Origin of the sequence: Methylicorpusculum oleiharenae, assembly GCF_009828925.2 — a bacterium.
Lineage (GTDB): Bacteria > Pseudomonadota > Gammaproteobacteria > Methylococcales > Methylomonadaceae > Methylicorpusculum > Methylicorpusculum oleiharenae.
This window is the reverse complement of sequence record NZ_WUTY02000003.1, coordinates 12,519-38,437: the sequence shown is the minus strand read 5'-3', so window position 1 is coordinate 38,437 and position 25,919 is coordinate 12,519. Positions and strand designations below refer to the sequence as shown.

Here is a 25,919-nt window from a genome sequence, read left to right as displayed (position 1 = left end):
ACGGTATGCTTATTACATCTCAAGCACTCGTCAACTTACTAAACCAGCTTCGCTTTGACGGTTCTGTGTGCCGGACAAATAGATTGCCTTTCCAAGAGGCGTATAGAATATGCAGAGTAAATGGAAACCAAGTGACCCATTTTCTTTGGAATCAACGTTCGGCACTTGGCATATTCGAGGCGTTGGGCAGAAATAGCCTAGACGCTACTTCCCATGTTTGCACGAATCCTTACGGTCACCAAATTTAAAGCCACTTTTCACGCCTGGGCCTTAAAAAATGGCCTGGGCTTCGAGATAGTGTCAATGGCCAACAGAATTGAGCCATTAACAGATAGAGACCGTTGAAGACGTGCGCTGTGCGCTATGCAGATATCAAAAAGACGGTTGCTTATATGGAGATAGATGAAGATCCGGATGGTCTGTATGTTCTGGAAAAATGGCCGATTGTGATGGTGTGGGAACTTAAAATTAAGAGGTAAGATTGTGTCAATCAAGAAAATATTAAATATTTTTTTAATTTTATTCTGCAGCGATGTCCATGCTGAAATTTTTAAATGTTATGACCATAGCGGCCACGTCTATTACACAGATAAACCTGAGAATAGCCCACCATGTAAATATAAGAAGGTGGAGCGCGAACCAGAAGAAATACGGATCGAAAGGGAAAGGAGAGAATATATCAAAGAGTATCGGGAAAAAGTAAGAAATACAGCTAGATTTTTAGATGACGTTGAAGCCGCACGAAAAAGAAAATAAGTAGAACAGGTGGCGCTAAAGTATGAGCATCAAATATTTGAATAAGGCTTTTTAGGTCAATCTTACGGGTGCAACCAAGGCTGTTTGCAAATAATTCGGGCCGAAAATGCGGTTATTTGCAGGTCTTATGGATTATGTATGCAGGCCGCTACAATTAGGCGTCGTCGCGTTTCTCTTTTTTGGCAAATCTGCGGAGCAGCCACTCAATCACTTTTGCCTCGGTTTCGGTGAACTGCGCCTCAACTCCTTCCGGCGTAGATAGCAGCTTCTTGCGGAGTTTGTGGTACCTAAAGGCACCGTATGAGGCACCTACAACCATTACGGCAATAGCTATTGGCACCCAGATCGGTGTTGAAGCAAGGATACCTAAAGACATCAGCACTCCTGTAACCCCTGACGCGCCGATCGTCGTACCGAAAATGCCTGCACTTCCAATGATTGTCGCAGCAAACCCGGAGACTACAGCGGCTCCGGCGCCCAAAGCTGTAGCACCACCTACGAGGAGTGCCGTGATAGTGGCTGTGCTGAGATAAGTGCCCGCAACATAGCCGCTTGCTGACGTCACAATCAACCCGCCGGCTGCATGAGGTACGAGCGTTCCGCCAGCTGCAAGCGCAGATATAACTACCGGGATAAGGGGTAATGGCATAGTGGCCTCCAATGATAGGTGTTAATAAAAAAAGGCTCTAAAGTTCCACAGGCTTTATAAGCCACCGCAAATGTGGGGCACGCGGACAAACTAATGATACCATTTGGACCTACACTTAGTTTGCGTCGCTCTATGAGCCTCTACGTCGGCCTATATTTAACACAAGCTCTTTATTCTTGGTACGAAAAAGTCTGGAAGTTTAGATCTCCTAAAAATTACACGGTCAGAACGGATTATTTTTGAGAGGTTAAAAACAATCTGAAAGCCTTGCTGGATAAGGCATTCAGCAAATTTCTATGAAACTTTGGAGCCTTTTGTTGATTAACACCCATTTTTGCCCATCCCCCGAAATATGCTGAGCACAGCATATTCGAGGGGATGGGCAAAAATAGCCTGAATCTGACAGCAATCCGGGGCGAGGTGGTAGTGCTGTTTTGGTTGAGGCCGGGGGATGAGGCTGTGGAGTTGAGCTTTTCAGGCGGGGGAGGGAAGGTTGCGACGCCGTGGGTGTTGGAGGGGATGTTTTGGCAGAAATCCAGTGTAAATTTTCTGCTAAAAGCGACCACAGAACACTACTTAACAGTCAACATGGCAACCTCCAATTTCATCTATTGGCTCAGTTTGGATGATATACGGAGGGGGAAAATCCTTGCAGTTCAGAAATCTGGTGTTGCAACCCAGGTTTCTTGGTAGATATACTGGTAACAGATTAATAAATTGTTAGGTTCTCACATGGACAGCAAAGAATCCCAACTTGATCTGCTTAACGAGTCGGATCGCGGGGCCGTGATAGTGGCTGCCGCGATATTAGAGGATGATCTAAGCGAGCTGCTTAAAGATGCAATACAAAGAAACGGACTATCTGGAAAACAAATAAATGAGATATTTGACCTGAGCGGCCCTCTCTCCAGCTTTTCTTCGAAATCGCTGATCTGTTATGCATTTGGATTAATATCTAAAGACACATTTGAAGATTTAGCAAAGATCAGAAAACTTAGAAATAAATTTGCACATTCAACCGAAAAAGTAGACTTCCTATCTAGCGAAATAGAAGACCATGTTGCTGAAATAAATTGTTGCATAGAAGCCTCTAAAAAATTCGAAGGTGAAATGTTTAAAGGCCGCGGTAAAAACAATGCTATCAAAAACCATAGTCCTGTCGTGCTAGAAGAGTGGGAGGCACGAGCAAAGGGCTTCGTAAAGTATACAAAATCAGTATTTTGTTTAGGTGTTTCTATATTACGTCTTAGAATCAAAGAGCATCACCTACTCAGAATAAGAACATAATAAATGGTTAAAACCGCTCGATTCGCTCAACCCGCCCCTTAACCAAACGTTAGGTCTCAACAAGGAGCACATGTGGACTCTTCAGCAATGTGGGGCCTACTCGGCACGGTCATCGGCGCTGCCGCCAGCATCGCCACTGCTTGGCTGGCCGCCCGAAGCTCGCACGATCTTGAGCGCGCGAAGAGTCGCGAGGAACGGTCCGAACAAGCGAGAGCCTTTCAGAGGCAAACACTGCTTGAGCTACAGGAAGCCGTTCACGACGTCCTCAGACTCGTCATTCGTTGCTACCACGAAGACCATCTGGCGCATCGCGCGGGTCAGGACTGGAGCAAGATAGTGCTCTCCGAAGAAGTCTCTGTGGGAGTCCGACTTGCTCTTAGAAGAGTCTTCATCTTGGTGGAGCGCGTCGCCGACGATGACCTACGCGTGAGCGTCAAGCACTTGACCGGCACTGCCGAACGCGTCCTGATGGCACACTCTGAGAAGGAAGCGCGCTCCCACCTCGACAAGATCACACAAGATTACGAGCCGCTCAATGAAGAGATCGGTACTGTCCTGAGGCGCTACTACGAGGCAGCGCAAGGGCAGTGAGACCTAACCCTTCGATCAAGCCCACGTACTCTGGGCTGCGCCCTCCGCGCGGCTTACCTCAAACGTTGAATGGCAGATCATTGAATCCCTGCCGACATTGTGCGCAAAGCGTCGGATGTTAACTAGGGGGTCGTTAACTTCCAAGTATTGCACACCCACTTTGCTCTAACCAACTCCTAATCCGTCGTATAACGCCAGTATAGACATCACACCGGATGAATCACGCTCGTCACCACGCCCCAGATCACCGTATCCATTTCCTCATGCAACACGATATCCCGATAGGCCGCAATGTCATTAAGTTAAGAACTAACATATTGATTATGATATAATTTTCTCTACCTTAAACGCTTAAAAGGAAGGCAAAAATGACAGAAATAGAACCAAAATAATGGCATACCGCAACGGCACTTATGTAGCTTTTCACGCAAATGGAACTAACATTCCAAGCAAGTCCGATATTGACTACTACAACTTAATGAAAGCGTGGACTGCAAAAACAGACAACGAATTCACCATGAACAACAGCCATGACAAAGCATCGGCAGTTCGTGATTCAAGTAAAAAAGAAACCTTGAAAAGGTCTCTAATAGAAAGGCTAAAAAATTCAAAAAATATGGTGCTAATCATCGGCGAAACAACGCTTTTAGATGATGACTGGGTGCCATTTGAAATAGAAAAGGCTGTAGATACATATAAAATCCCAATCATTGCCGCCTATACCGGTTACAGCACACCTATTCGAAATCCATCTGTTTTAAGAAAACATTGGCCAGGTGCGCTTGCAACACGCATAGATAATGAAACTGCTAGCGTTATTCATATACCTTTTAAAAAAGCGGCACTGCTAGATGCAATTTCCCAATTCTCGCACAATAAACCCCTAAACGGCAAAGGGTTAGGAATTTACAGCGATGAAGCTTATAAAGCTTTTGGAATAACAGACTAAAATCATTGCAACTAGGCTTAAGGTTCAGTTACCGACACTGTACGACAGATTATTAACAACAAAATCGAGTTTGACCGATCCCTTATGGCAAGTGGCGATCGAGAAGACGAAACATCTATGGACTTTAAATGATCGATCAACTCCTGAACCTCACCGGAACCGTGCAACTTTTATTCGCGTTCCTAGCTGGGCTCGTACTTTTCTTCATTTTTCGCTTTCTAATACCGGGCATTTCACTTCTTTTCAGATTGAACCGTGCTGTGGTTACATTAGAAAGTATTAAGGCTAGCGCTAATGGAGCGTCGATTGATCCAAATCGAATTGCTCAAGATGTCATGATTCATCCTACGCTTTCTCACTTATGGAGTGAGTTCAGCGAAACGCTTCATTCACAAAAGGAGGTTGATAACTCAGGGCAACTTCGAACTGTCCGCTGGCGTTCTACCGTTCCAGCTGAAACATTTTTCACATCGCAAACTATTGTCGATATCCACTTAAAGACTGACTATTTCAAACATAGTCCTGGAATTATGACTGGGCTTGGCATCATCGGAACGTTTTCTGGGTTGCTTCATGGCCTAGAAAAATTCAAGGGAACAATCTCTGATAATCCCGATGAAGTAAGAGAAGGCCTAAGTAATCTACTTGGTGGTGTTTCAGAGGCATTCATTGTCTCTGCCATTGCTATCTTGAGTGCAATGGTGACTACGTTCATCGAAAAATATTTAGCTTCACAGTGTTACAAGCGCGTTGAAGATTTGTGCCAACTTATTGATGGCCTCTATGAAGCAGGAGTAGGTGAGGAATATCTCGCTGAGCTACTTTCAGCTGCAAAAACATCAGCGACACAGACAACACAGCTCAAAGATGCGTTGGTTGCAGACCTGAGAGAGATCATGACGGATTTGGCCAGCCAACATATTGAGGCAATACGTCAAACCTCTACGGCCCAAGTAGAGACGACTACAAGAAGTGGCCAGGAGATTGCTGACGCGATAACTAATTCTCTTAAAGAACCCATAGAACGCATGTCGGTGGCCATGAACAATAGCTCAGACACTAATGGCGATGTCGTAACACGAGCCTTGAATGAAGCCTTGGTTACCTTCTCAAGCAAGATGGAAGATGTATTTGGCGGACAAATGAAAGGGATGAATGAGTTACTTGTCCAAACCATGGGAGCCATGCAGACAACCGTTGGAAAATTTGACCAATTAGCTGCTAATTTGGACTCTGCAGGCAGAAATACTGCGGACGCCATGGCGGACAAAGTTGAGCAAGCATTGATTTCACTAGAAGCAAGACAGCAAGCTCTTAACACTCAGATGGGTGAATTTGTTTCACAGATTCGTGAGCTTGTTGGAAATTCGCAGTCAGAAACATCTAAGAAACTGCAAGAGACACTTGATCTTCTCGGAACCAAAGTTTCAGAGATGGTTGGGCAGCTTGAAGAGCAGGCTAAAAATGCGTCAGACTCCCATGCTGATAAACAAAGTGAGCTCGCACAACATGCAGCCATGGTCGTTTCAAACCTTGGTAGCGAAGTGCGCACTACCGTTGACGGTCTTAACGAAAGCCTTGTCGGTGCAGTTACGCAGCTAGAAAACCAAACAAGAGTTTCGAGTGAATTCCATCAAGAGCAACAGCGCAATCTACTTCTGCAAGTTGACCAACTATTGTCGTCCCTTTCGACTCAGGTGCAAACACTGGCTGGACAATCAACCGAAGCTGTCCAATCAATGCGGGAAAGCGTGTCCTCAATGCGAGAAGTGACGTCAGATACTGTCAATAAAATGAATTATGGAGCTGACACTCTCTCCTCGGCAGCATCAAATTTTGCCAAGGCAGGAGATGGAGTCACAGGAGTACTTCAGCAAACAGTTGGAATTACAGACAAGATGGTTTCCACAAGCGGAGCTCTATCAACAGCAGCTGGAGCCGTATCAGCGGCTGTAAATGATTACCAAGCCGCCCGTGATGCAGTAGCACGAATGGTGGCCGAATTAAAGTTGACGGTTGAAAATGCTCGTCGCGAAGCATCAGTTACTGAGTCATTGGTTTCAAAATTAGAAGCAGCTGCGAATCAACTCGAACAAGCAAAAGGCGATGTTAGCGGATTCTTTGAGGAAGTTTGTGCCGAGCTCGCAAATGCACATCAGGAATTTGCATCCTCAATGGAAGCGACCCTAAAAAAGGGTAATTCGGAATTCCACAAGGAGATGTCACAATCGGTTTCCTATCTTTCATCTGCCGTCAAAGAGCTCGGAGACGTTGTAGAAGATATTCCAAGGAGGTGATGAATGATAGGCAAGCGTATTGTTCTTAAGAGAGGCAAGAACGATGAGGCTGAGAAGCCGTTCTGGATTTCCTTTGCCGACCTGATGACGGCCCTTATGGTCCTTTTTGTGCTTGTCATGAGCGTTGCCCTGCTTGCAGTAACTAAGACAGTATCTGAAGCAGAACGAAAAAAAGTGGAACGTGAACAGGATATTGAGCAGCTTTTGAATAAAGTAGAGAAGGCTGCCGCTTCTTTTGGTGTAACTGTCGATCGTAAGCGACAAGTCGTAGATTTTGGTGATCGTGCCCGCTTTGATACCGGTAGCTATCAGCTGACTCGCGATCAAGCCAAACTGCTCAGGGCCTTCGTGCCCACAGTACTCGCCATCGCCAGAGACGACTTAGGAAAGCGAGTTCTTAAACAAATTGTTGTTGAGGGCTATACCGATCAACGGGGTACCTATTTATACAATCTTAACTTGAGTATGCAGCGCAGCCAACGCGTGTTATGTGCCCTATTTGATAAGCCAGGTTCAGATGAGCGTCCACTTGAGAATAAAGAACAAGAGGAGGTCAGGGAACTTTTTCTGGTGGGCGGGTTTTCATTCAACTCTTCTAAACCGACGCTTGAGGAAAGTCGACGCATTGAACTTCGTCTTGAGTTTCTCGCCATTGACGAGAACCGACCAAAGGCAGAAGTCACGCAAGGTAACTTTGGTGCTTGCGCTATTTAATTGTCAAACATGAATCACATCGACAAATTTAGGAACTTGCTTCATAAAACTAACGAATCTTTGTTCGATGTTGATCATTGGGGCGATTTAGCATCAATTCAGAACGTAGGTCGCGCAGTTAGAAAGCAGTTCGGTGAACTCGGGTCTGCCGGTCCTGGCGATAAACGATCCATAGGAATTTCCGTATTGTCTTACAGCCAAGATGGGAGTTTACCAAATTATCGCGAGGCGAAATATGTCTGCTTTGGGATCTCTAATAATTATGGTTTAGGTCAGTATTGCCTGATTGAAGACCGTAAACTTTTCCCGAAATTGCTCACACATGTTGATGATTACAAGCGAGAACCGAGAAAGTTCATACGTTGCTACCAAGGCCTTTTGTTAGGTTATTTCGAGTATCCGGGGTTGGTCTCATCAAACCTTGATGGGCGGTCTAATTGGACAACTCTACAGGGTTATCTTAAGGGAAATTTGAAATTCGTTCAAAAGCAGGAGCCTCCCTCCGATTGGTCAAAAATACTTGGGGAGCACTCAAATTTATTAACTGATACACCCTGTCTCCGTTATGGTGATGCGTTGCTATCTGGTGATACTCGGGATATAGATGTACTCAGAGAAAAACTTACTTTAACTGATCGTTCGTGGGTTCTTCAGGAAATTATTCTTGCCCAAATTGAGGCCGCCACTAAGAAAAGTGATGTTCAATTCCAAGAACACCTTAAACAATTGCTTACTTTACTTGAGCCATCAGAGATTATTCGGAACAAGGGATTGGGGCAGCTGCTGCAACGATATCACCAGGGCTTAAGCCCATCGGAAAACATCGAATTAAGGGATTTCTCATTAAAATATTGGGGAAGTCCTATGCTGCAAGTTAAAAGACAGACTTGGCTCGCCTGGGTGCCCGAGCCAGTGATGAAAATGGTTAAAACGTGGTTGATTTTTCGCTCTATTGAAGACTTCTTTGCTCTACTAGCCATTGATGGCCAAGCTCGTCGGGATCGCCTTGATTTTTGGTTGCGATATGTCGACGTGATAACCGATGTGTACTTTGCCCTTGGCGCAAATGCGCGTAAGAACAACACGGCTGACTACAAGCGCATTAGAGAACACATGAAAGGGCAGTGGATGTCACTTGAAGGAGTACCTGCAGACAATAATGCTTTTCTTATGCGCATTGGAAATAGCCTCTTCGTAGAGTTCGGTCAGCATGGTAATGCCTCGCACGTCTTTCAGTTTGATAATCTTCCCTTCAAACTAGGCAGTGGATCTTTAGAAGGAACTCGTGATGAACTTAAGAACGTCGAACATTCTGGGCATCAGGCAAAGATGAATCACCATCATGGTTGGGAGAGCGAATTTGAATGGACCATCCAGCGGTTGACTGGGGCTCGTCCAGCTGTGCCGAGTCCTATGAATCAACAGCACGCTAGGCGAGCGACTGCAGCTCAACAGTTACCTTCGTTTTCGTTGGAGGCTATTCGTATTTTAGCGCGTACCCATGGCTATTCAGTTACTGACCACACTACGCAAGGTGGAAATCTCTGGGTGGAAGCTCCAATGACTGTAAAAGAAGTATTCCGGCATCAGCTAGAAAACTGGGGCTTCAAGTATAAGCCCAGTAAAGGCTGGTGGAAGGAGATTGGGTAATGTGGAAATGGTTTTCAAAACGAGTACCGAATAGTGAAAGGGTTACTACGGGTAACAACGAGCTAGTCCTCAAAATATCAACGGAACACCTAGCGTTTCAGCCTGTAACACAGATTCCTGAATGGCTTTACCAGCCCTTAGAATTTGGCATTCACTACGAAACAGTTTCGTTTTTAGCTCAAGTCGAGGAACAGGGATATGCTGATTACGATGAAAATATTCTTTATCTTTTGTGGGATGATTACTACCGTTTACGATCTGAATGCAGTTCAGAAGAGCTTAATTCACTTTTATTGCTTCCGAGAGAGAAGGCGTTACGGCCAAGCTTGCAAAGCCAAGGGTCACTGGAAGATGCGCACTTTCGAATAGTGTTTGGAAACTGGTTTGATGAACAAAATGTTGCGTTGTCTGAACCACCGGAATTCACGGGCGGGTTAGCGAAACTTGGTAGTGAAGAAGTTATCGTAACTGAGCCGTTATGGCGCTTAGTTTCTGCTGTTAAGAATATCAACAATAGCCCTGTTTCTGGGAGATCAGGGCTAGAAAATCGTCGACTTTGGGCAAGTATCCGTCGCTATGCTCAAGATACAGGTACGGAACTTTCTGACTTCCTGCTTAGAACCGTAGTCTTAACACCTGAGCGGCTAACACTAGGGTTACATAAATCCGATTTTGGCGGGACTAAAACAATAGAAGTTCAGCCAACATTTGACGGCGCCCCTAACAGATGGCTCGAATTTTTCGATCGATTCCAAGAAGTGCCTGATAGGTATGACATACCCGATGGACAAGGAATGACCCATGTCATTATCGATCCACAGGTAAAATCTGTGCTGAAGGAAATTCGTCGTTGGCCTGCACGATTGGTTTCTGGACAACGAGCAGAGGCATTTATTCGAAACCCATTTGCTGCATTAGGAGAAGACGCGACAAAAGTTCTTGATGAAGATCAGTTTGAAAAGGCTCGTTCAGACGCTGGGATTACTTTCCAGCACTTCACCTGCAACATCCAGAGAAATACAGCAGGGTTGATCACTGGTGTGTCACTTATTATTCAAGAAATGGGTGTATCAGTTGTCAATAGCGAACGGTATGATTTTCCAGATGTCGCCCAGTTGGATCGCTTCATCAACAAATTATCTGGACGCATCGAAAGTAATCATCAATGTTGCGTCTGGGAAGGTTTCGAACTTGAGATTCTTGGTGATACTGACGCGCAATTAGAGATTCTTAAAAAGGCATATAAGGAGTGGTCACAACCGCAATTGGTTATTCGCTACTCAGAGGTCTATGATTTATCTCGATACTCCAGTCGAATTGAGGGTATCGGTGTAGAAAAATTGTATTACTCACCGTTTATCGCAAAAAAAAATAATGACGCAGAATGGATTCCAGAGAATGTGCTTTTCGGCCTTTGGCATACCCCTGAAGGTAGTGAGGAGCCTGTAGCTATCACCCTAGACGATAGCCAACAGATTGCTCTGAAGGAAAAGATTGAAGAGGCTAAGCGTTCAGGAGATGAAATATTCTCATTCTCCGGATTGGAAATGCCTATCTCGGTAAGGGACGCTGAAAATATTCTTCATATCCTTGAGGAAGCAAAAAAGGACGTTAAGAAAGGTACATACAAAGAGTCAAAGGCTAGTGATGATGAGATAAAGCATCTATCAGATCGAAAGTCGCTGCTCATTAAGCCTAATATAGAATCGCTGGAATTTGATGAGAGTAAGCAGGGACGTATTGAAGCCCTCACCCTTCCTCAGAATTCAAGTCCTATTTTACCGACGTTCCTGAAAACATCGACACAGTTAAAAGAACATCAATGCGTTGGTATTGCTTGGCTTCAGCATCTTTGGATGAACACTCCAGAGTACGCCCTTGGAGCACTTCTTGCCGATGACATGGGGCTTGGGAAAACGCTTCAACTGTTGTGTTTCATTGCAAGTTGTATCGAAGCAGATCCAAACATCAATCCAATTCTGATCGTTGCACCTGTATCGCTCTTAGAAAACTGGAAAGAGGAAGTTGAAAAGTTTTTTGAGCCTGGATCAATGCCAGTTCTGATGCTTTATGGTGATGATTTAAAGTCTAAGAAAATATCAAAAAGTCAGATTGATCAACAGTTGTTACAGGAAGGGATAATAAGGTTTCTGGCCCCTGGATGGTTAGGAGACGCAAAGGTGGTTCTCACGACATACGAAACTTTACGTGATCTCGAATTTTCATTGGCGGCACAAAAATGGTCAATCATGGTTTGTGACGAAGCACAGAAGATAAAGAATCCCAACGCACTTGTCACTCGGGCAGCAAAAAAGCAGAATGTGCGCTTTAAGATCCCTTGTACAGGAACTCCCGTTGAAAATTCTCTTGCCGATCTCTGGTGCTTGTATGATTTTATTCAGCCAGGTTTGCTAGGAGCACTTAACGATTTTGGTACGCGTTACCGTCGACCAATTGAGGCAGAAACTGATGAAGAAAAAGAGCGTGTCGAAGAACTTCGTAATCTTATTGAACCTCAGTTACTTAGACGTACCAAAGCAGATGTAGCGAAAGATTTGCCCAAGAAAATTATTGTTGATAACTGTAAAGAGCTCAAACTCTCTTCGAAGCAGCGAGAATTGTATGGTCATGCTGTTTCCCTCTACAAACAACGCACCGATAGTGTTGACAGCCCTTTTAAAAACCATCTTGGATTGATTCAGTATCTTCGGCAACTTTGCACTGACCCTAGGCCAATTGGACAACGAAGCAATCTTGAGGAATCGTTAGAAGAGTATTCTCGCAAGGCACCCAAGATGGCATGGCTTCTCGAAACGCTTTCAGAGATTAAGTCACGGGGAGACAAAGCGATTGTCTTTGTTGAGTTTCATGATCTACAGAGGCTTATTCAACGCTATATTGCTCACCGTTTTGACATAGTCCCAGACATCATCAACGGAACGACATCTGCTTCTTCAAAAAGTTCAGATAGTCGACAAAAGCGTATAAAAGCTTTCCAGCAAAAAGAGGGATTCGGTGTAATTATTCTCTCCCCCCTCGCTGTTGGTTTTGGGGTAAATATTCAAGGTGCTAATCATGTTATCCATTACACACGAACTTGGAATCCAGCGAAGGAAGACCAGGCTACAGATCGCGCTTATCGAATTGGTCAAACTAAGGATGTTTTTGTTTATTATCCTGTGGTAACCGCAGACTTCACCACATTCGACATGAAGCTTGATAATTTGTTGGAGTGGAAACGAGGGTTGTCAAATGACATGCTAAATGGCTGTGGTGATCTCTCATCAGGTGACTTTGACGAGCTTGGTAGTCCGGATGGAGTTGGTGCTTTTACAGAAGTTCTTGTCGACGAGAGCGATATTGCCACATTCGACGGTCGATTTTTTGAGGCGTTCTGTGCTGCACTTTGGGCTAAACAGGGATATACCACTTATCGAACGCCTGACTGTGGCGATGGAGGGGTTGATGTTGTTGCAATCAGAGGCACAAGCGGCTTCTTGATTCAATGTAAAAGCTCGCTTAATGATAGTGCTACATTAGGATGGGAAGCTATAAAAGACGTTGTGGCTGGTGAAGCGCTTTATCGAATAAAACATCCTAAAGTCGAATTCACCAAGGTTGCTACGACCAACCAAAGGTTCAATAGAACTGCGCAGTCTCAAGCTGAAGCGAACCGAGTGAATCTAATTGATCGGCATGACTTAGTTCAGTTATTGAAATCGTACACGGTGACTAGGATTGATCTGGAAAATTTTTTGTTAGGTATTAATCAAGACTCCAACTTCGGTAGTCAACCGAGCTAAAGAAGTGCGGTGAAAAATCTTATGTGTCCAAGGGGCCATTGTCGATGATCTTTTAAGTACAGGCGCAGCTAATCATTCGATATGTATAATGACAAAAATAGACATTGAAACGGACCAACCCAAGCTTAAGTGCATGACATGCCCCAAGAAAATTTGAAGACCGATCGTTTTCCGCTAGTGCGTACAATTGAGACTAGCGCGTTTGAATGGCTAACCAGCAAGCGCGACAAGGATGGCTTCTCTAAAATTACTAAATACGGTGTCGAACTGGCAACATCAAAAGGCGATTATCGAGAGAGCAATCAAGATTTGGTTGCATTTTTCTATGTGTCGGACCAGAGCTATGCTCGGTCACCATTAGCTGCGGTCGTAGTAGCTGATGGTATGGGCGGTATGCAAGACGGCGATTTAGCATCGTCACTAGCAATAAGTGCATTCATTGCATTTCTCTCTTCCGGTAAGGCATCTGTCGGGCTAAAGAGTCTGCTAGTAGCGGCAACTCTATATGCTAATCAACGGGTGCATGAAAAGCTGAAGGGAGCTGGTGGCTCTACGCTATCAGCAATCCTTTATGGCAAGCAGGGCGCAATAGGCCTCAACGTAGGGGACAGCAGAATCTACGCTGTTGAAAAACATTCTCTTCGTCGGCTTACCTTGGATGACACTTTAGGAGAACAGTTTAGGCATTATCGAGGTAAAAGCGCGGAAGAAGACTCTTACCAAGATAATAGACTTGTTCAGTTCATTGGTATTGGCCCAGTTCTTGAGCCGCACGTCATAGATTTAAGTACGGCAGTTAACGATAACAGTTCAAGACATTTCTTGTTATCTACCGATGGAGCCCATTGTATAGGCGATGAAATGATCAAAGGCCTTCTAAAAGCTGGGCTTCCCGTAACAAAACTAGCTAGCAACCTCGTTGATATTTCTCGCCGCTGCGGATCCACGGATAACTCGTCCGTCATATTGGCACCAGAGCGGATTGATTTTGGAACGCTACCAAAATCTGTCCGAGAAATAACTCTAGACATTCCGGCAAGTTCTTTCCAAATGCTCCTTCTGAATGATTTGGATAACGATACCCATAATCGCAATCATAAAACTTATATTCCTGCCAGCGCCGAGGCCGATATTCCAACAAATGCAGGCCATGATGATAAACAAAATGACAATGTTGTAAAAAGCCAGAATGAGCCTCCCAGCAAGCCCGCAAAGAGAACTAGGAAAAAAGAAAAACGTGCGACCACGCTTCAAAATCAGATTGTTTTAGAGCTAATAGAGCCAAAAAGCAATGACATTACAGAGGATAGCAATTGACGTTACCTGCTCGTTACAAGCCTATTCTCCCTCCTATTTCTGGTGGCTTTGGACATGCAATTATCTGCGAAGACCAAGTTCTTCAACGTAAAGTCGCTATTAAGAAGATAAACCACTCTGCCCATTTGAACCGATTAATTGATGAGGTAGTTGCGCTGCAAGAAGCTAAGTCTAAACACGTTGTAGAAATCTATGACGTGCTAATTAATAGCACAGGGACGGATATTTCTATCGTTGAGGAGTACTTGCCTGGCAGTGATCTATTATTATTTGCATTCAATCCACTCAATTTGGAGGAATTTTATAAACTTGGATTTCAGGTAGCAACAGGAATAGCAGAAATACATGCCCGAATGGTTGTGCATCGTGACATCAAGCCGAACAACATGAAATACGATGCAGCTGGCTATATTCGCATCTTCGACTTCGGGCTTGCCAAGACAACCACATTGCCCACTTCAACGGTAACCCTCACTGGCACTCCTGGCTATATGGCCCCCGAACTATTTAACTCGCCGCCGATAATTGATAAACCAATTGACATATATGCGTTTGGAGCCATGATGTTCGATCTGATAACCGGGAATCTACCTCCTTGCGCCATGCCTTGGCCACAAAAACCGGTTGCTCTAGCTCCCGCTGATGGCATAGGAAATAAAGGGCTAAGCAATACTAGGATTGCCCACCTTATTGACAAATGCCTGGCGGTGCCTCCAAACGACAGGCCATCTGCTGCGGAAATTGCTATAGCCTTCCAACGGGAACTCTTATATGGCCAACATAAAGCCACTTTAGTATCTTCTAGCCAAACCTTGATACTCGACACTATCGGCAAATCGGTGAAGGCTTCTCATCAGGTGAACTCCATAGAAGTTGCTTACGATGGATTTGATTTCAACGTTGGTTCGGTTATTGGTCATGTGTATGTAAATAACCAAAACGCTGTTCAAGGTATGGTGCTATCCGGATCGCATGTCATTACTCTTGGAAGTTCCGGGCTCCGTAAGTTTGTAACGTTCGACGTAAGCCATCCTGAGGTGAAGATATGACAGACCACATTTACTCGCCTTCCGACTTAATCGCGGACCGTTACTTCATTGAAAAGTTTTTAGCAGCTGGCGGTATGCAAGAGGTTTATGTTGCTACGGATCGTATTTTAAAAAGAAAAGTTGCTGTAAAGACCCCCAAAAACGACTCCGCCAGTAAACGCTTCAAGGCCAGTGCCGCATTGAGTGCGCGCATAAGCCACCCTTATGTTGCGAAGACTTATGACTATCTTGAGAGCAGTGAGCGGGCCCATTTAGTAGAAGAACTGGTTCCAGGCTGCAACCTGGAAGAATTTATTACGCACACGATGCCATACCCGGACTCCCACTTGGTAGCACAATGCCTACACCAACTATCAATGGCACTTCGCGCCTCTCATCAAGTTGGCGTCGTTCATCGCGACTTAAAGCCAAGCAATATTATCGTTGAGCAATCTAGTAAAGGCCTCGAGTTTAAAATAACTGACTTCGGTATCGCAAAATTAGCCGAGGAGGAGCTGGAGCGAGCTGCTAAAACTCAATCAACTATTTTGAATAGCTCGACAATGTTTGGGGCATTGCCATACATGAGCCCGGAAATAATTGAAAACCCAAAGAAGGCTGATACCCCATCCGATGTATGGGCTTTGGGCGCAATAATTTATAGGCTCATGATGGGACAAGCACCTTTTGGTGAAGGGCTTGGAGCAATCCCGAAAATTGTTTCAGGAATTTTACCAGTGCATCCATCAAGGCTTTCTGCGCTTAACCAATTTAAGCCGCTGACAGAAACCCTTTGGGCGATTATCCAAAAGTGCTTCAGCATGAACCCAACAGAGCGTCCGACAGCATTCGAACTTGCCGATATGGCCGCATCGGTTTGTTATAGCACCTTTCCTCGGCGCATAGGAGTTGTGAAATCCTTCCCTGCTACCACTAACGGATCATTTGGATATATTTCGACAGAAGGCTCGGACGTTTTTTTTCACAGAGACAGTTATTACGACTCAAAGGTAGAGATCGGACAAAAAGTTTATTTTTCCGCTCACCCTGGATCGCCCCAAGACCGAGCCCATCCGATTGTGCCAATTAAGAAAGTCATTAACACTTAAACAGAGAAAGACAGCTTTCGGTCCTATATATATTCAATAACTTACCAAGAAATTTAATGGTGATTGTAAAATCAATAACACAACTGTAAGCCACGAATACCAATTGATACAGGGGGGGCTTGTGACAAGCGTTCATTTGGTTAATTAACCATTAAATTGCCTGTGCATTTTTATATACCGCCTAAAAGTTAGTTTAAGAAACCCACACAACTCATTTACCCTAACTGTTTTAACTTACGGAGCAACCTTACATGAACAAATCTGATCTGATCACTGCTATCGCTGAACACGCCAATCTAACCAAAGCTGACGCCGGTCGTGGCTTAGAGGGCATTATAAAATCCATCGAAACCGCTTTAAAAGCAGGTGATTCGGTGGCCTTGGTAGGTTTTGGCAGTTTTGAAGTCAAGGAACGAGCCGAACGTAAAGGTCGCAACCCACAAACCGGGGAAGAAATCACCATCGCCGCTGCAAAATTGCCGAGTTTTAAAGCCGGTAAATCTTTAAAAGACACTGTTAATGTCTAATCCCTGGCGTTGATTGGCTGGTCGTGTCTAAACGGCATAATTTTAGCCGCTAAAATTTAAAGACTGCTGTTTACGGTTGCCCGTTAATGATGAGTTTTCGTGGGACATATCCGGAAGTATTCCTCGCAACTGTGTTGACGGGTTGCTGACTCGGTGCAGACACAAGGGTTTTCGTTATTTCAGTTGCCGATGGTGTCGCTTTCTGTATATCGGAGTTATTTGCGTTATAAGTCACAAACCGAGCATCCAGCCAATCGGCCCATTTGACGGCTTTAGCTATCAAGTCAGCCCTATAGATTGAGTTGTAATGCGGGGTCTTCGAGTGGTAGTGGGGTTTGAAGTCCAACGGAACGATTATGTGAAGCTCAACATAATCGTTCTTGGACTAAACCGCTATCGCGGTAGTGTTTGCTGTGATCAAAAGCCTTCCTGTAAGGGCCTCTGTGGAAGAACCCCCAAAAGTGTTCGTTCTGAGCTAAGCCCCTTGTCATTTTCAGAAGGCGACTGCATTGGCTGTTGGGACTACTTTTTATTGGCGCGTTCAATTTGTAGAACAGCGTCAAGCAATGCTAATGAATTGCCTGCATCGGATGCGTAGACTGTGCGCGTCCTTGGGTCATAAGACACCATGACGAACGGGTCTGAGGTGCGCTCCGTATTCCGGGGCGCTTGACGCCTGGAGCGGTAGGCTCTGCATACCTCCCTCTTTTCGGCAAGCTGCTGATTGATTTTCTTCCAGTCAAAGAGATAGTCGGGGTACAAGCGGCGCATGTCACGCTTTTCCTGCGGCTCAAGCGTGTAGTTGCGAATACGCTTGATGTTGAAATTGCTTCTGCCGACTTTTACCGTGAGATAACAAAAGCCCTTTCTGGACGTGATGAAGGCGCTGCCTTGCTTACTTTTCATCGTTGTTTGCTCCATGTCAGGAATCGGCTACACTGGCGGATTGCAGTGCGGCATATAAAGCCGTCTTGCCAACCTTGAGCCCCATTGCGTCTTCGCAGACGTTCAATCTGTTGGCGATGTGTTCCCGCGCTCGCTGCAACTGATCGGCAGAGATGACAGGTTTTCGCCCACCAGTCCTCCTATCTTATCGTCCGACAACTCATTTTGCCACCTTGTTGTCGAACATTTTCCGGCATTGCCACCAATGATAGTTTTCCGGACACCAGGTTAAAAAGACATTTAAAATCAGTTTTATGAGATTGAAGAATATTTAAAACGTTACTACTTGAAAGTGGCTTAACTCAGAACGAACACTTTTGGGGGTTCTTCCACAGGCCCCCTGATACCAATGTTGTTTCGGAGTTGCGCAAGGTTCGCCCCCATGGAGCGGTAGTAGCGTGGATCGAAGGCGTAGCCGATGCTGAACTTTACCTGTCTGCTGTGACACTCGGTGAAATCCAAGCAGGCATTGAAATCACACGCGAGCAAGCCCCTGCCAAGGCTGCGGATATAGAGGCATGGGCCGATCAGGTGGGAGCTACCTATAATGTATTGCCCATGGACGCTGTGACCTTTCGGCTATGGGCGAAACTGATGCACCGTCAGTCGGACACGGTCTATGAAGATGCTATGATCGCGGCCAGTGCGCTTGTGCACAAGCTTACTGTAGTCACCCGAAACATCCGGGATTTTGAACGCTTTCAAGTGTCCGTGTTCAACCCATTCGTATAATGAGGCCGTCATCGGGGCCTGCGTGCGGCTTTCGGCGTGCCTCTTTTAATTCTCAGTTAATGTGGTTCCTGGCGGATGTTATCGGACCGCTACATATAGGGTGACCGTGTGACCGTAAGGATTCGTGCGATTTTGGGCAATAGCAGCTAAACTAATGCGATTTGCTCGCCATGACGAGACTACGCCTATGTCGGGAACAACTATTTTCCTGCTGATTCGATAAAGTGCCGCCATTGCTGCTCAAGCCACCCCAAAAAAATGTACGAAAAACAGCGTCGTAATGTTATTCCATACGTAAATTATGTGCTAAGGTTTTTTGCACATGATAAAGGACGCTATTGCCTAAATTCTCACGAATCCTTACCCTTACCCTTACCCTATTTCATCAAACAACTAAAGCTAAGTCTCTGGTCACAAAAGAGAGGATTGTTGCTATGCTTTATAACTACAAAAAAATATTTGTATGGCTTTTGGTATTTGCAGGATGCTTGGAATTGACAGGGTGTGCAAGCATTACCTCTGAAGTAATATGTGGCGAAGCCGACCCTGCTAAAAATGACAAAGCCGCTATAGGTTCAGAAGTCAATATATGTCACTCGAGAAGAAGTATTAGTGATGGAATTGTCTACTACATGCCCAAACGGGACATTCGGATTAACGTAACAGTTACTAGAATCGAAGCTCAGAGTAAAGGTACGTCAAAACCCGACCAAACTGAGGACAACAAAAAACAAATCACCGTAAGCCTCGTTGATAATCGAGGTGGAGAGACATTGCCAGATTTGCGTAATGTGTTTTTGCTGCGATACAGCAAAAATTGGATCGGCCAAAACAATATGGCGGTAGGCGTAAGTCCTTTGGGTTTGCTAACTATCACCCATGCAGACACCATCAACAAAATAAATGATATTGCTACATATTTAGCGATTGATTTCGCTGCCCTATCGATGGGTGCGGGTTCTCCGATTAAACCCACTGAGACATCAAGATCGACTGCATTGCCTACAACCAGCATCACACCAGGTGAATTTAATCCTTCAGTATATACCGCCACTTTTGACAAAGTTACCACTGAATGTAAACCCGGAAACTATTCACTACTTGTAGCGGCTTGCAATCAAAAACCCTCAAACCAGCAATCAGCGCAATTTTCGACCGGAATTAAATGCAACTGAAGGCCATTCAAACCGAGATTATTTGCAACTGAACCTGCAATCATTCATACCGACCTGCAATCATCCGCCGCAAACCAGGATTATTTGCAACTGAAATATGTCGATGGCCATCGGCGGCAGCCGTCCATTGGTCTGTTATAAATAAAAAAATCAGTTCTCCGAATGACTGGTTTATAGCGATCATTTGACATCTGTTTTGCGCTCATTTTCTAAACGCTTGAAATTCGCTAAACAGCATTGGCCTGACGGGTTTCTAATTTCACACGCACATTCCCCGGCTTGAGTTCGTTGCATGACGAAAGCTTTGATCGGCTCTGCCCGTTGATCTTTTAACGCCGTTAAATACTGCTCGGCGTCAATATCAAAACAGTAACAAAGCCCGTCGTTTTGAATGGCTCGATAACTTCGGAAATGCTGTTTTGGAATAATGATGTTGCCCGCACTGGAAAAGTACCCAACTGAGCATGTTTTGGCAGGGCAAAAAAAATAGCTGTCAGTGATAATTGCCTCATTCTCGGGAAACCTGACCTGATGATAAAGCGTAGGCATACCGACACTTTTACAAGTGGAGCCGCATTCAGGACAAATCTGTTTGGTTTTAGTAGGTGTATTTGGGCTGCAACAATCAGACATAGACCATATCCTCGACTTTATCGAGAAACAGGTGTGGCTATGGAACCCGGATAGCCAGCATCCGTCGTGGCTTTGATCAGGGCTGCACTATCGGTTTTTGTGCCATCGAAAGAGATCACCGCCGTTTTGGAATCGTAATCGACAGCTACTGCTTGTACGCCTTCGACTTTCTGTAAGGCTTTTTTGATGGTGACTGTACACATTGCGCAAGTCATGTTTTCTATATTCAGCGTCACCGTTTGCTGTTGGTTTGGCTGTGCAACAGTGGTTTCAGCATAGGCTGTCGGCATCCACAGTGTGCTTGATGACAAGCTCAAAATTAACAAACTGGTTTTAATTGTCATATCGATTCTCTCAAGCTATAAAAAAGGGTGCTACCCACGGAAAGGCAAGTAGCAGCAAAATGAACGCAGAGCCAAGCCAAAACACTAGGCGTTGTTTGCGTTGGATGTTGGCTATGGCGCAGCTCGCACCTTCTTCACAACAGGAAGGTGTCCGATAAAGTTTGCGATACCCTAATGCCATAAAGACTAGGGTCAGGGTGATAAAAAAAGGACGGGCCGGTTCCATTGCCGTAAGCGTACTCATCCATGCCCCACCAATGCCTAAAGATAAAAATAGAAAAGGCCCGACACAGCAGGCCGAAGCCCCTATAGCGGCTAAAATGGCGCCGATACCTAACCATGACGGGGTGTTAATAGGTGTTTCAGGGTCTGTATTCATGTGAATCTCCTAAACCAAACAATTACCAATGTTGGTCAGAAGTCTAAACCCTGTTCTTTAGAACAGGGTCAAGTGGGCGGCAATGTCATTATGAATCAGGGCTTGGTTGAAGCATCATCGCTAAACGCATCGAGAATGGCGCAACGCTCGAATGATGCTGTCTCCTGACAGTCATTGACCAGGGTTACCAATACCTGACGGAGAGCCGTTAAATCCTTAATCTGTTGATTGATCTGCTGGCATTTCTGCTCGGCGAGTTGTCGTATATCCGTGCAATGAGCTCCATCGAGAGATAATAAAGTGGCAATTTCCTTCAAGGTAAATCCAGCCTGTTGAGCGCGCTTGATAAAGCGGATTCGAGTAATCGCATCATCTGAATAACATCGGTAGCCACCCTGGGGTTTCTCTGGTTCCGTCAGTAAACCAATGCGTTGATAGTGGCGGATAGTCTCAATGGTGACTTCGGTTTGCTTGGCAAGTTTGCCGATGGTTAAAGGCGACATTTCTTTGAATTAAATGTTGAAGGGGTTTTATTGTCCCTCAGTTTTCCAATCATCAGCTATTTATAAACAACCATAAATATTATCTTGAATGGTGGCTTGGGCTCAGATGCCTGCCAATTAAGTAATTGAGGCAAATGGACAAGTATGGGTTGTGTCTTTGTCGGCCAAGTTGCTGCTGACACCGACTTCGAAAATTGTCCAGTCCAGAATACGTCCGTTTTCTGGACTTTTTAATCTTCCATATCATGACACCGTTCCATATGGCTTCCAGAGTCCATAAAACTATTCCACAAAACAAATTCCAGATATACTCCGTTCTTGAGACTTATTGGACTAGAGGATAGAGAAATAATGTTGATCGGTTATGCCAGGGTGTCCACTGATGATCAGAATCTGGACTTGCAACGGGACGCGCTTGAAAAAGCGGGTTGCGAAAAGATTTACACGGATCAGCAGAGCGGTGCTAGTACCGACCGTCTTGGTCTGGCCGGTGTTCTGGAAATAGCCCGCTCAGATGACACGCTGGTGGTTTGGCGTCTGGATCGACTGGGGCGCTCTTTGAAACATCTGATCCACCTGGTTGAAAAACTGGAACAGCAAGGCATCGGACTCCGAAGCCTGCAAGAGAATATTGATACCACCACCAGTGGTGGCCGATTGGTGTTTCATCTGTTCGGCGCTTTGGCTGAGTTCGAACGCAACCTGATTCGCGAACGCACCCAGGCGGGATTGTCGGCAGCGCGTGCACGAGGACGGCTAGGCGGTCGGCCAAAGCTACTTGATCCGAAAAAACGCGAGCTAGCGTTACGCCTTTATAAAGAACGCCAACACAGCATCGTGGAAATCTGCCAAATCATGGGGATTTCCAAAAGCACTCTGTATAACTATCTCGCGGAGCAGGGTGTCAATGCCCGCGACGCGGCATAGCCCCATTCCAACTGACTCGCTGTTGGCATTGCGCCAACGGCTGGATCGATTGCCCCCAAAAAGTCCGGAACGAGCTGCCCAGGTCAAATCCATCGCCGAACTCTACGCCGTTTCCACCGACACGGTTTATCGCGCACTCCGGGATTTACACAAACCCAAGGCCGCCCAGCGCGGCGACCGTGGCAAACCGCGTGTGCTACCGAAACCAGAACTGGAGCACTACTGCGAACTGATCGCGGCATTGAAACTGCGGACGACTAACAAGAAGGGCCGCCATGTTTCCACTTGCCGGGCCATCGAACTGATGGAAAAATATGGCTTAGAAACCCCACAAGGATTGATCCGTGTTCCCAAAGGTTTATTAACTGCCAGTACAGTAAATTATTACCTGAGCTACTGGAAACTCGATCAACCGCGATTGACCCGACAACCCCCCGCAGTGCGGTTCCAGGCCGAATTAAGCAACGCTTGCTGGCAATTCGATATGTCGCCTTCCGAGCTTAAACATGTTAAAGCACCCTTGTGGATTGAACCCAGCCGAGGTGCGCCCACCCTGATGCTATACAGCATTGTCGATGACCGCAGTGGAGTAGGGTATGAGGAATATCGTTGTGTCTACGGTGAAGATGCCGAATCGGCGTTGCGGTTTCTGTTCAATGCCATGGCGCCCAAACCCTACATGCCGGATTTTCCGTTTCAAGGCATTCCGGAAATGATCTACATGGATTGTGGCCCGGTGTCCAAGAGCCGGGTTTTCCAGAATGTGATGGATGCATTGGGTACCAATTGGCAAACCCACATGCCAGCGGGAAAAGATGGCCGCCGCGTCACTGCTCGTGCTACCGGCAAAGTTGAACGGCCGTTTCGTACCGTGAAAGAGGTACATGAAACCCTGTATCATTTCCATCAGCCGCAGAATGAGGCCGAAGCCAACTTGTGGTTGCAAAATTATTTGTTGGACTACAACCGGAAGCCACATCGGAGCGAACCACACACACGGCTGGAGGACTGGCTCGCCAACTTGCCGGCAATTGGTTTTCGCGAAATGTGTTCCTGGGAACAGTTTTGCCGGTTTGCTCGGGAGCCAGAGCGGCACAAGGTCGGGGCCGATGCGCGGGTTTCGGTGGATGGTACCGCCTATGAGGTAGCGCCGGAACTGGCCGGTGAAACCGTGTTGCTACTATGGGGGTTATTCGACACCGAACTCTATGTCGAATACGATGGCGAACGTTCCGGGCCATACGCTCCTATTTCAGGCCCCATTCCCCTTAATCGGTACCGGGCCTTCAAGAAAACGGCAATAGACGAAAAGGCTGATCGCATCCGGCAACTTGCCGATCAACTCGGGCTTCCCATCGCCGCATTAACCGGTGAAACGGATTTCCAACTGACGGAACCGGCGATATTAAAGGAAGATCTGCCGCGGCAGCCCTTCATCACCGACCTTCAGGAATACCATTATCCTAGCAAGATCGCGGCTAAGCTGGCTATCGCCGATGAAATTGCCAAGCCATTAGCTAAGCTTACACCCAATGATCGCGCATTCATCGACAACGTGCTAGCCGAAACCCTCGCGCGAAGTATCGTACTTACACGCATCCGGGAATACTTTAGACACCAAGAAACCCAAGGGGGTCAACATGCGGGTTGAAGTGATGGACTATTATGGGCTAACCAAACCACTGAATCGCGCCGGTTATTACGAAACCGAACATCACAGTCAATTGTTCAAGAATATTCGCGGTGCTATCCATGAAGGCCGGATTATCGTTCTCTACGGCGTCATTGGCAGCGGCAAAACCGTCACTTTACGGCGATTGCAGCAACAACTGAAAGACGAAAATAAAGTCACCGTCTCCCGCTCACAGGCGGTAGAAAAGCACAACGTTAAACTGAACACACTGATGGCGGCACTGTTCTACGATCTGTCAGCCGGAAAGAAGGTCAGGATACCTTCCCGATCCGAGGACCGTGAACGGGAATTACAGGAGTTGGTCAAAAAGGGCAAACGCCCGGTGGCTTTATTTATCGACGATGCCCATGCCTTGAAAGATGACGCTTTAACCGGCATCAAACGGCTTATGGAAGTGATTGAAAGCGATGGCGGATGTTTGTCAGTAGTCCTTGCGGGTTGGCCCAAGCTGCGTAATGATTTGCGCCGCCCCAAATTGGAAGAAATCGGCTTACGTACCGATATGTTTTCAATGGATGGTATCACGGGCAGCCAACGTGAATACATTCGATGGTTGCTCACTACCTGCACCGGACGCCAGGAAGGGATAGAGGCATTGATGACCGCCGATGCCATCGATCTCTTGGCAAGCCGGTTACGGACAGCCTTACAGATCGAATGGCATCTCACTCAGGCTTTTGAAGCCGGTTATCAATCAGGCGAATTACCGGTAGATGCTGAATTGGTCGAAACGGTACTCTCCAAGCATTTGGATGATATGGAGGCCACCATCACGCGGCAAGGCTATGGTCTGCGGGAATTGGTGCAGAACTTTGATGCAAAACCGGCAGAAATCAAAGCGCTATTTGCCAACCAGCTCGATCCAGTCCGTGCCAGCGAGCTACGAGATCGTATGCGCCTGGCTGGATTACCAATTTGAACTATCTGCGGTCAGTTGCAAATAATCCTGGTTTCCGGCGGATAATTGCAGGTCGGTATGAATGATTGCAGGTTCAGTTGCAAATAATCTCGGTTTGAATGGCCTTCAGTTGCATTTAATTCCGGTCGAAAATTGCGCTGATTGCTGGTTTGAGGGTTTTTGATTGCAAGCCGCTACAACTACTAATCGACCCTCTAAACCTTGACGAGGATAACCACAAAGAGATATGTGGGCTTTACGTAGATATAGAGCGTGAATTCATAAATCTTAAACATCCTGGCAATTCATCTTGGTTGGACCCTAGCTCCTATGGTTGGAGAATGATTGCTGATTATTTTTTAATTTACAAAAGGTTGGCGCGAAATCTAATGGCCATGGGTCCTTTAGATCAATATGCGGTTGGATCTGTCCCTGGAGTTTACTACAAGCAGGACAGACCATACAAAGTCATAATATACGAAAAGGACAGAAATGCATCGGCTATATTTAATGCATTCTCACCCAATGAGTCTGGAGTTTACTTAGCCCCTATTTCTGAAACCTTATTCACAGATAATACAAGCGACATTACTCTAATAAACGGCGTTGTGAACAGCTTAAAACAAAACACCGACAGCGAGTTACTAGGGTTAGCAAAAATTCCTGCCAGTGCCTTAGGTGGTTTCACAAGTGCCCTTGGAGAAATTTTTGTAGGGCTTAAAAAAGTGTCGGAAAACGAAAGCAACAATCTTTCTAATGAACTCTCCGTTCTTTGGAATAAGCAGATGATCACACGATGCCAAATGGCAATTGCTGCGAACAATCCTGCAGGCAAAACAGGTGATGAATTGACCATTGCTTTCAATGCTATACAAACAGCCTGTAACAGCAGGTAAACCATTGCCGCCACAAGAAATAATTAGAATAATTAGGATCAGAGTAAAAATTATATGGCTAAAACAGCGCTTCATCCTAATTCGCTAACACTATGCGGCTAATATTTGTGTTAAAGC

Annotated in this window: 23 protein-coding genes and 1 pseudogene; 19 read left to right on the top strand and 5 right to left on the bottom strand. The window is 45.8% G+C overall.

Translation table 11 applies throughout. From position 1 onward, the window contains the following. The first annotated feature begins 483 nt into the window (after positions 1-483). A complete protein-coding gene (locus GO003_RS25910) occupies positions 484-756 on the top strand; it encodes a DUF4124 domain-containing protein (RefSeq protein ID WP_159655911.1) in 273 nt (90 codons plus the stop codon). A gap of 154 nt (positions 757-910) precedes the next feature. Here GO003_RS25910 and GO003_RS25905 read toward each other — a convergent pair whose 3' ends face one another. Continuing rightward, positions 911-1,405, bottom strand: coding sequence for a hypothetical protein (locus GO003_RS25905; RefSeq protein ID WP_159655913.1), 495 nt, complete (start codon positions 1,403-1,405; stop codon positions 911-913). 378 nt (positions 1,406-1,783) lie between these two features. Between GO003_RS25905 and GO003_RS25900 the strand changes: the two genes are divergently transcribed. From GO003_RS25900 to GO003_RS25845, 12 genes are all read left to right on the top strand, one after another. Next, positions 1,784-2,098, top strand: coding sequence for a hypothetical protein (locus GO003_RS25900; protein WP_159655915.1), 315 nt, complete (start codon positions 1,784-1,786; stop codon positions 2,096-2,098). Between the two features lie 39 nt (positions 2,099-2,137). Beyond that, positions 2,138-2,692, top strand: a complete 555-nt coding sequence (locus tag GO003_RS25895) for an MltR family transcriptional regulator (protein WP_159655917.1) — start codon at positions 2,138-2,140, stop codon at positions 2,690-2,692. 72 nt (positions 2,693-2,764) lie between these two features. Then, positions 2,765-3,283: a hypothetical protein gene (locus GO003_RS25890; protein ID WP_159655919.1), complete on the top strand. Its 519-nt coding sequence runs from the start codon at positions 2,765-2,767 to the stop codon at positions 3,281-3,283. Positions 3,284-3,674: 391 nt separating this feature from the next. Continuing rightward, a complete protein-coding gene (locus tag GO003_RS25885; RefSeq protein ID WP_159655921.1) occupies positions 3,675-4,232 on the top strand; it encodes a TIR domain-containing protein in 558 nt (185 codons plus the stop codon). Between the two features lie 128 nt (positions 4,233-4,360). Further along, on the top strand, positions 4,361-6,529 hold the full coding sequence (gene zorA, locus GO003_RS25880; protein ID WP_159655923.1) for an anti-phage ZorAB system protein ZorA: 2,169 nt from the start codon (positions 4,361-4,363) through the stop codon (positions 6,527-6,529). A gap of 3 nt (positions 6,530-6,532) precedes the next feature. After that, positions 6,533-7,243 carry an OmpA/MotB family protein gene (locus tag GO003_RS25875; protein ID WP_159655925.1) on the top strand — a complete coding sequence of 237 codons (711 nt, stop codon included), beginning with the start codon at positions 6,533-6,535 and terminating at the stop codon, positions 7,241-7,243. Between the two features lie 9 nt (positions 7,244-7,252). Further along, on the top strand, positions 7,253-8,893 hold the full coding sequence (locus GO003_RS25870; protein ID WP_159655927.1) for an EH signature domain-containing protein: 1,641 nt from the start codon (positions 7,253-7,255) through the stop codon (positions 8,891-8,893). Continuing rightward, entirely contained in the window at positions 8,893-12,696 is a 3,804-nt protein-coding gene (locus GO003_RS25865; protein ID WP_159655929.1) for an SNF2-related protein, read from the top strand. Before GO003_RS25870 ends, GO003_RS25865 begins: the two co-directional genes overlap by 1 nt. A 138-nt stretch (positions 12,697-12,834) precedes the next feature. Beyond that, positions 12,835-14,013, top strand: coding sequence for a PP2C family protein-serine/threonine phosphatase (locus GO003_RS25860; RefSeq protein ID WP_159655931.1), 1,179 nt, complete (start codon positions 12,835-12,837; stop codon positions 14,011-14,013). Continuing rightward, entirely contained in the window at positions 14,010-15,062 is a 1,053-nt protein-coding gene (locus tag GO003_RS25855) for a serine/threonine-protein kinase (RefSeq protein ID WP_159655933.1), read from the top strand. The genes GO003_RS25860 and GO003_RS25855 overlap by 4 nt, the downstream gene beginning before the upstream one ends. Continuing rightward, positions 15,059-16,150 carry a serine/threonine-protein kinase gene (locus tag GO003_RS25850; RefSeq protein WP_159655935.1) on the top strand — a complete coding sequence of 364 codons (1,092 nt, stop codon included), beginning with the start codon at positions 15,059-15,061 and terminating at the stop codon, positions 16,148-16,150. Before GO003_RS25855 ends, GO003_RS25850 begins: the two co-directional genes overlap by 4 nt. Before the next feature lie 251 nt (positions 16,151-16,401). Beyond that, positions 16,402-16,677 (top strand): HU family DNA-binding protein, encoded by a 276-nt coding sequence (locus tag GO003_RS25845; protein ID WP_159655937.1) that lies wholly within the window; start codon positions 16,402-16,404, stop codon positions 16,675-16,677. A 522-nt stretch (positions 16,678-17,199) separates the two neighbouring features. On the opposite strand, the gene GO003_RS25840 is transcribed toward GO003_RS25845, so the two are convergent. Further along, complete coding sequence (locus GO003_RS25840; RefSeq protein WP_159655939.1) at positions 17,200-17,583, bottom strand: hypothetical protein; 384 nt, start codon at positions 17,581-17,583, stop codon at positions 17,200-17,202. A gap of 306 nt (positions 17,584-17,889) precedes the next feature. On the opposite strand from GO003_RS25840, the gene GO003_RS25830 reads away from it, so the two are divergent. Beyond that, positions 17,890-18,354, top strand: a complete 465-nt coding sequence (locus GO003_RS25830; RefSeq protein ID WP_159655943.1) for a type II toxin-antitoxin system VapC family toxin — start codon at positions 17,890-17,892, stop codon at positions 18,352-18,354. A gap of 434 nt (positions 18,355-18,788) precedes the next feature. Then, positions 18,789-19,529 carry a hypothetical protein gene (locus tag GO003_RS25825; RefSeq protein ID WP_159655941.1) on the top strand — a complete coding sequence of 247 codons (741 nt, stop codon included), beginning with the start codon at positions 18,789-18,791 and terminating at the stop codon, positions 19,527-19,529. 180 nt (positions 19,530-19,709) lie between these two features. Here GO003_RS25825 and GO003_RS25820 read toward each other — a convergent pair whose 3' ends face one another. From GO003_RS25820 to GO003_RS25805, 3 genes and pseudogenes are all read right to left on the bottom strand, one after another. Beyond that, positions 19,710-20,162, bottom strand: coding sequence for a putative iron-sulfur cluster-binding metallochaperone (locus GO003_RS25820; RefSeq protein WP_159656570.1), 453 nt, complete (start codon positions 20,160-20,162; stop codon positions 19,710-19,712). A gap of 17 nt (positions 20,163-20,179) precedes the next feature. Further along, positions 20,180-20,885: pseudogene (locus GO003_RS26755) on the bottom strand (MerT/CopZ fusion-like heavy metal transport selenoprotein). A gap of 95 nt (positions 20,886-20,980) precedes the next feature. Then, a complete protein-coding gene (locus GO003_RS25805; RefSeq protein WP_159656564.1) occupies positions 20,981-21,388 on the bottom strand; it encodes a MerR family transcriptional regulator in 408 nt (135 codons plus the stop codon). Positions 21,389-21,739: 351 nt separating this feature from the next. Between GO003_RS25805 and GO003_RS25800 the strand changes: the two genes are divergently transcribed. The 4 genes from GO003_RS25800 (at position 21,740) to GO003_RS25785 (ending at position 25,802) form a co-directional block, all read left to right on the top strand. Next, the gene (locus GO003_RS25800) at positions 21,740-22,315 is read left to right on the top strand and encodes a recombinase family protein (RefSeq protein ID WP_159656562.1); all 576 of its coding nucleotides are present in this window, start codon (positions 21,740-21,742) and stop codon (positions 22,313-22,315) included. 4 nt (positions 22,316-22,319) lie between these two features. Then, positions 22,320-23,966 (top strand): IS481 family transposase, encoded by a 1,647-nt coding sequence (locus tag GO003_RS25795; protein WP_206444674.1) that lies wholly within the window; start codon positions 22,320-22,322, stop codon positions 23,964-23,966. Then, positions 23,956-24,927 carry an ExeA family protein gene (locus GO003_RS25790; RefSeq protein WP_159656558.1) on the top strand — a complete coding sequence of 324 codons (972 nt, stop codon included), beginning with the start codon at positions 23,956-23,958 and terminating at the stop codon, positions 24,925-24,927. The genes GO003_RS25795 and GO003_RS25790 overlap by 11 nt, the downstream gene beginning before the upstream one ends. Positions 24,928-25,247: 320 nt before the next feature. Then, on the top strand, positions 25,248-25,802 hold the full coding sequence (locus GO003_RS25785) for a hypothetical protein (RefSeq protein WP_159655709.1): 555 nt from the start codon (positions 25,248-25,250) through the stop codon (positions 25,800-25,802). The last annotated feature ends 117 nt before the right edge of the window (positions 25,803-25,919 follow it).

Bases quoted from the DNA above. Each gene is read 5' to 3' on its own strand.
- GO003_RS25905 (WP_159655913.1), bottom strand. From the start codon at position 1,405: ATGCCATTACCCCTTATCCCGGTAGTTATATCTGCGCTTGCAGCTGGC.
- GO003_RS25900 (WP_159655915.1), top strand. From the start codon at position 1,784: ATGGGCAAAAATAGCCTGAATCTGACAGCAATCCGGGGCGAGGTGGTA.
- GO003_RS25895 (WP_159655917.1), top strand. From the start codon at position 2,138: ATGGACAGCAAAGAATCCCAACTTGATCTGCTTAACGAGTCGGATCGC.
- GO003_RS25885 (WP_159655921.1), top strand. From the start codon at position 3,675: ATGGCATACCGCAACGGCACTTATGTAGCTTTTCACGCAAATGGAACT.
- zorA (WP_159655923.1), top strand. From the start codon at position 4,361: ATGATCGATCAACTCCTGAACCTCACCGGAACCGTGCAACTTTTATTC.
- GO003_RS25875 (WP_159655925.1), top strand. From the start codon at position 6,533: ATGATAGGCAAGCGTATTGTTCTTAAGAGAGGCAAGAACGATGAGGCT.
- GO003_RS25870 (WP_159655927.1), top strand. From the start codon at position 7,253: ATGAATCACATCGACAAATTTAGGAACTTGCTTCATAAAACTAACGAA.
- GO003_RS25865 (WP_159655929.1), top strand. From the start codon at position 8,893: ATGTGGAAATGGTTTTCAAAACGAGTACCGAATAGTGAAAGGGTTACT.
- GO003_RS25860 (WP_159655931.1), top strand. From the start codon at position 12,835: ATGCCCCAAGAAAATTTGAAGACCGATCGTTTTCCGCTAGTGCGTACA.
- GO003_RS25850 (WP_159655935.1), top strand. From the start codon at position 15,059: ATGACAGACCACATTTACTCGCCTTCCGACTTAATCGCGGACCGTTAC.
- GO003_RS25845 (WP_159655937.1), top strand. From the start codon at position 16,402: ATGAACAAATCTGATCTGATCACTGCTATCGCTGAACACGCCAATCTA.
- GO003_RS25840 (WP_159655939.1), bottom strand. From the start codon at position 17,583: ATGAAAAGTAAGCAAGGCAGCGCCTTCATCACGTCCAGAAAGGGCTTT.
- GO003_RS25825 (WP_159655941.1), top strand. From the start codon at position 18,789: ATGCTTTATAACTACAAAAAAATATTTGTATGGCTTTTGGTATTTGCA.
- GO003_RS25820 (WP_159656570.1), bottom strand. From the start codon at position 20,162: ATGTCTGATTGTTGCAGCCCAAATACACCTACTAAAACCAAACAGATT.
- GO003_RS25805 (WP_159656564.1), bottom strand. From the start codon at position 21,388: ATGTCGCCTTTAACCATCGGCAAACTTGCCAAGCAAACCGAAGTCACC.
- GO003_RS25800 (WP_159656562.1), top strand. From the start codon at position 21,740: ATGTTGATCGGTTATGCCAGGGTGTCCACTGATGATCAGAATCTGGAC.
- GO003_RS25790 (WP_159656558.1), top strand. From the start codon at position 23,956: ATGCGGGTTGAAGTGATGGACTATTATGGGCTAACCAAACCACTGAAT.
- GO003_RS25785 (WP_159655709.1), top strand. From the start codon at position 25,248: ATGATTGCTGATTATTTTTTAATTTACAAAAGGTTGGCGCGAAATCTA.